Annotated in this window: 3 protein-coding genes and 2 pseudogenes; 4 read left to right on the forward strand and 1 reads right to left on the reverse strand. The window is 53.7% G+C overall.

Features of this window, described 5'->3' with window-relative positions; genetic code table 11:
* The 3 genes from AKV04_RS05080 to AKV04_RS05095 form a co-directional block, all read left to right on the forward strand.
* Nucleotides 1-242 (forward strand): ATP-binding protein (locus tag AKV04_RS05080; protein WP_162232837.1); only part of this gene is annotated, 242 nt, incomplete at its 5' end.
* A gap of 284 nt (nt 243-526) precedes the next feature.
* Nucleotides 527-1918 carry an AAA family ATPase gene (locus AKV04_RS25390; RefSeq protein ID WP_156317379.1) on the forward strand — a complete coding sequence of 464 codons (1392 nt, stop codon included), beginning with the start codon at nt 527-529 and terminating at the stop codon, nt 1916-1918.
* Between the two features lie 3 nt (nt 1919-1921).
* Nucleotides 1922-2749 carry an HNH endonuclease gene (locus AKV04_RS05095; protein ID WP_054005384.1) on the forward strand — a complete coding sequence of 276 codons (828 nt, stop codon included), beginning with the start codon at nt 1922-1924 and terminating at the stop codon, nt 2747-2749.
* A gap of 724 nt (nt 2750-3473) precedes the next feature.
* Here AKV04_RS05095 and AKV04_RS26980 read toward each other — a convergent pair.
* A pseudogene (locus tag AKV04_RS26980) lies at nt 3474-3569 on the reverse strand (type II toxin-antitoxin system RelE/ParE family toxin); the annotation flags it as partial.
* Nucleotides 3570-3631: 62 nt separating this feature from the next.
* Here AKV04_RS26980 and AKV04_RS26985 point away from each other — a divergent pair.
* Nucleotides 3632-4094 (forward strand): annotated as a pseudogene (locus AKV04_RS26985) (transposase); the annotation flags it as partial.

The following is a 4094-nucleotide window of genomic DNA, read 5'->3' on the forward strand; positions in this document are numbered from 1 at the left end:
GCTTTGTGCCGCTCAGCAAAACTGGCGCCGAACTGCTGTTTGAACTGATCTCGCAACGCTATGAGCGGGGTGCCACGTTGATCACCAGCAACCTGCCCTTCGACGAATGGACCGAAACCTTCGGGTCTGAGCGACTGACAGGCGCACTTCTCGACCGGCTGACCCACCACGTGAACATCCTCGAGATGAACGGTGAAAGCTATCGCCTCGGCCAGAGCAAAGCCCGCCAAGACAAGGCTTAACCCAATACCAACATCGTAAGCAGTTGGCCCTCACGGGCCAAAGCATCCGGGCAACCGCCAGCTCTGTGACAAGCGCGGCCGCCCAGATGCTAGCGCACGCCTATGCGGCAATCTTGATAACCCCAAAGTGGCAACATTTTGCGCTGCCCTTTGGTCCACTTTTACTCTGCCGTTGACAAGCTCGCTGCTCATCCGTTTTCGCGGAGCTTTTCGCGCAGTTCGGAGACACGATTCTGGTTGAAAACATTGAGAGTACTTTTGTTTCATTGCTCCCTGATGTCGACATGTATCGGGATGTTATCGAGGCGCTAGGCTTTGAAATCGGGGTAAGTGCACTGCGGGTTATGCACGATGCCACTGTCGCACGGGTGGAAGGGAACAACCCTGACTTGCTCGAATTGATTAATAGTGAAGATTTTCACCTTGGTGCTCTTCGAAACGGTGGTGCTTATGATGCGCTCAGGCGCGGCGGGCGCCATTTCAGGCGCGATCCGGTGGCTCCAGTGAATGATTTGGCCGCCGACTTCATCTTTTCTACTCTCATACCTAGCGCCGCTAATCGTTATACACTGCCGTTCCGCTTCAATCAGGATGGAATTTTCCGCGATAGAGCGTCTGTAGTTATAGGCCGGAACGGCGTCGGTAAAACACAGATATTGAATGCAATCGTCAGCACCCTTCACGAATCAGATGCACCAGATCGCCCTAGTGGACGGTTTTTTCCTGCGCTCCGGCCCGCACGCGTAATCGTATTTTCTTCAGTTCCGACAGATCCATTCCCTCGATCAATTGGGGCTTGGCACGGCATCGACTACGAATACTTCGCTGTGAACTCTGCAGTTGATGACGGCGCTGACTCAGTACTTGCAGCTCTGACCGCATGCAAGAAGTCCAGTACCATGAACGTATTTGGAGATGGCCAAGACAAATCACGGATGGATGTGGTTCAGGAGGCTTTAGACTCAATTGGACTATGGCATGGGTTGCATGTACCTCTCCGAGCGAGAAGGCCCGGTGACACGCTGCCGTACGTTATGGAAGTCAACGGCCAAAATTATTTCCCCATTCGAAGAGCACTGCAAGAGCAAAACTCTATCCACCTGATCCAACAAATTGATTGGGGCCGTACGGCCGCTATTTTTGATGTGAATGGGCAAGTACGTCGTCTCAGCAGTGGCGAGTACGCAATGCTGCGTTTTGCGACTCAAGCAGCTTCAGCTATCGAACAGGGTAGTCTGCTTCTATTGGACGAGCCGGAGACACACCTTCACCCTAATTTTATCTCCAATATGATGGAAATTCTCGACAACCTGCTGCAGTCGACAGGATCAATCGCCATTGTAGCGACGCACTCAGCATATGTGGTACGCGAGGCTTCCCGTGATAGAGTCAATGTCCTTACCCTAGAGGGACGTCAGGTGCGCATTGATAGGCCACGTATGCAGACTTTCGGGGCGACCATAGACAGCATCTCTCAGTTCGTTTTCAACGATATGACCATATCTCACAGGTTCCAAAAAACCTTGGCAGATTGGGCCGACACCACTGGGCGGGAACTCGGCGTTGGCGGCGTCATCGAACAGTACGGAGACGATCTGAATTCGGAAAGCCTTTCCTTTGTCGCTCGTCGCTTGGCCGAACCTCCTGCCGCCGTGCAAGAAGAAGCGGAACTCTGACAAATGCAGCATCTGCCCTTTCCCGTGAGCGCTGCCGATGACGAGGCGATGATAAAGAAAATGGGGAAGAAACCCGACTGGGAGCCCTACGAGGCTGCTTGGATTGCCGGCTATCAGGCATATCGCGCAAATGGCGGAAGCCCGTTCGTGGTTGCTCCGCATAACTTCGGACCCGGTATTCATGATCGACAATACGACCTATACGATAGTCGCAAGGGGTCTGGCGACCTTGGACGGATGAGGCGGAAGGAAGGGCTTAAGTCTTGCCCGGTTTGCGGCTCACCTGTAACTGGTGACCTTGACCACTATCTTCCCCGCACGATCTATCCTGAGTTCTCGATCATGCGAGCGAACCTTGTGCCCGCTTGTCGCCATTGCAACTCTGGGGTGAAGGGAACCACCGTTCATGGCGGGGAACCGCGGCGTTTCATTCATCCATATTTCGACGACTGGGTAGAAGATGCTATTTGGTACGTCGAAATAGTACCACCATTTGAGGCGGCTCAGTTCAGGCCATGTGCTCTTCCCGGTTTGACGGCACCAAGAGATGAAATTGTCGCGTTCCATTTGCAGAATGTCTTGGGCACCCAGTTTCATTTATCGATGGCAACGGAATGGTCATCGCTTCCAACCCAGATAAAGCTGCGCGATACAGAGCTAAGCATTGGGAGTGTGACGCGTCAGGTTGCTCAAGAGCTTCAAGTGGCGTTGGCTGCCAAAGGAAGGAATAGTTGGCATGCGGCTCTATTCCGAGGCATTCAATTCGATCCTCTCGCCATTCGGCACCTGCGCGATGAGGCTATAGCCTCCGTATTGCCGCCTGTGGCATAATCTCTGCGAATACGTCTGACTCTGACCTTGTGAAGTAAAAGACAAATCCCATCAGAGGTCCCTTTTGAACAACCATTTTGCCTCTGCCCCGTAAACGACTGCGCGCGATGCTGAGCATGGCTCAATCCGCGCCGCAATGAGCGAAAGCGCAAATCACCATTTCAGCCGCGTAACCAGCAGCTGTGAAGATAGTATCGCCGTTACGCTCGGCTCATCCGTGTACACCAAAGTCGTGCTGTGGCAACGACGAACGGCTGCTTCCCAGGAAGTGTCGCGCCTAACACGCGCACTGCCGTACGACCACAAACCGCCAAGCGCTACTAGCATCTCGGCGATCAATCGGGCGGGTCAACAGTAGGTCAACCTGTTTAACTACTTTGTTCCCCGTTTGGACCAGTCCGCTGCGGTTGGTTGCGGCGCAGTGCGGCCAAAAAACGGCGAAAGTTCAAGAGGTTATCGCGCAATCATTTGAAATCAAACGATAGCCGCTCTTCCGGGAGATGGGGCTCATAACCTGAAGGTCGCAGACTAAACACCACATCTAAGTTCCGGCAGATTACAGCGGTTGCGCATCCCCGCAACAAAAATAATAAAATATATCAAATAGATAGAACCAGACCTAAACAGTCGGGTTTTGCTGTTTGGAATTCTTGTCAACACCTGGTCAACGTTTGACGAGTCCCCCCTGAAAAGCGGGAGCCTTTGCGTTTTGATGGGAGAAGAATCAGCCGCCAAGATCATCGCGAAAGCGATCTGTCTGGTGCATGCGCTCGTGCAGGATGGTCACGATGCCAATGTCACCATCCGAAAGCCGTCGCCAGTTGAATAGCCCCTAGATTTGTAGACGCCTTGCTTGGTAATTTTGGAAGCAAGGAGGACGATATGTCCACGAACAAATTCACAGATGAGTTCAAGCGCGATGCGGTCGCACAGGTCGAGGATCGGGGCTACCCGGTGCGCGAGGTGGCCGAGCGATTGGGGGTCAGCACCAAGTCGATCTACACATGGCAGAAGCAGTTTTCGCGGCCCGCAAAGGTGATCCAAGAGGTCGATGCGCAAGCTGATGAGATCCGCCGGTTGAAGCGAGATCTGCTGCGGGTCACGGAGGAACGGGACATCCTAAAAAAGGCGACCGCATACTTCGCCAGGGAATCCCGGTGAGGTATGCGTTTATCGCCGAACACCGGCCAATCTTTGCCGTCAGGGCTATGTGCCGGATGCTGGCCGTTCATCCGAGCGGCTTCTATGCATGGCTGCGTGAACCTTTTTGTCAGCGTGCGCTGGAGGATCAGCGCCAAACGGTGCTGTTGAAGCAGGCTTGGGATGACAGCGGCGAGGTCTATGG

The organism is Cypionkella psychrotolerans (genome assembly GCF_001294535.1).
Lineage (GTDB): Bacteria > Pseudomonadota > Alphaproteobacteria > Rhodobacterales > Rhodobacteraceae > Cypionkella > Cypionkella psychrotolerans.

What these genes read in the sequence shown, in the direction of transcription:
- AKV04_RS05095 (WP_054005384.1), top strand. Translation starts at nt 1,922, where the DNA reads ATGCAGCATCTGCCCTTTCCCGTGAGCGCTGCCGATGACGAGGCGATG.
- AKV04_RS25390 (WP_156317379.1), top strand. Translation starts at nt 527, where the DNA reads ATGTATCGGGATGTTATCGAGGCGCTAGGCTTTGAAATCGGGGTAAGT.